2 protein-coding genes are annotated in these 1,006 nt (G+C 60.8%); both read left to right on the top strand.

Annotated elements, in window-relative coordinates:
- The coding region (locus ACSFA3_RS26470; protein ID WP_435508258.1) for a hypothetical protein at nucleotides 1–243 on the top strand (243 nt) is incomplete at its 5' end.
- 202 nt (nucleotides 244–445) lie between these two features.
- Nucleotides 446–1,006 (top strand): Glu/Leu/Phe/Val dehydrogenase dimerization domain-containing protein (locus ACSFA3_RS26465; protein ID WP_435508257.1); only part of this gene is annotated, 561 nt, incomplete at its 3' end.

Here is a 1,006-nt window from a genome sequence, read left to right as displayed (position 1 = left end):
GGAATATCGGATATTCAGTCGACGATTGAAGCTTCTTACGTGGAGCGTCCGGCATCGCCAATCAAACTTCAATATGAAGATTGGATGGGTGTGGCGAAATTTGAATTCTCCAACGGTGAGATAACAATCGATCCCGAGCATCACCAATCGCTGCAGGATCTCACGCTGAACGAGTACCAAAGGCTGTTCGGAGAGATGGGATTGATCACGACGGCACCCGCATTGCAGCCGTCCCGCGCCTGATCTTGCGGCGCCAAATTTTCACCAATATCACTGCGTCCCCCGATGTCGTGCTGTGCCCAACAGCGAGGCCATCACATGACGCTATATCTACACCGCTTGCTGCTGTTTCTAGCCTGCACTCCCGGGCATTGATGCGGCAGCGGCCCTGGAGCAGGCCGCGTCCGCATTCGTTCACATCGAAACTTAAAAAACAGATAAATAAATGACAGTCTTCTCTACCGAGTCTTTTGCGGACCACGAACAGGTCGTCTTCGTATCCGACGATCGGGTCGGGCTCCGGGCCATCATCGCCATCCACAGCACCCGGCTCGGGCCGGCCCTGGGCGGATGCCGCATGTATCCCTACGCCGACGAAGCCTCCGCCCTGCGCGACGTGCTTCGCCTGTCGCGTGGAATGACTTTCAAGGCCGCGGCCGCGGGACTCGGCCTGGGCGGCGGAAAGTCGGTGATCCTCGGCGACCCGCGCAAGAGCAAGACGCCCGAACTGCTGCGGGCGATGGGCGTGGCGGTCAACCGCCTGGGGGGCCGCTACATCACCGCCGAGGACGTTGGCACCACTGTCGCCGACTTCGCCTGGGTACGACAAAACACCCGGCACGTGGTCGGGTTGCCGGAAGAACTGGGCGGCACCGGAGATCCTTCGCCGACCACGGCATTAGGCGTCTATCACGGCATCGTGGCCAGCGTCGCACATCGACTGGATCGCGACCTGCGCGGGCTGACGGTGGCGGTGCAAGGCCTGGGCAACGTCGGCTGGAGCTTG

The sequence above is a fragment of the Variovorax glucosi genome (assembly GCF_051216695.1).
GTDB lineage: Bacteria > Pseudomonadota > Gammaproteobacteria > Burkholderiales > Burkholderiaceae_C > Variovorax.
The sequence above is the reverse complement of the archived record's forward strand: the minus strand, read 5'-3'. Positions and strand labels throughout refer to the sequence as shown.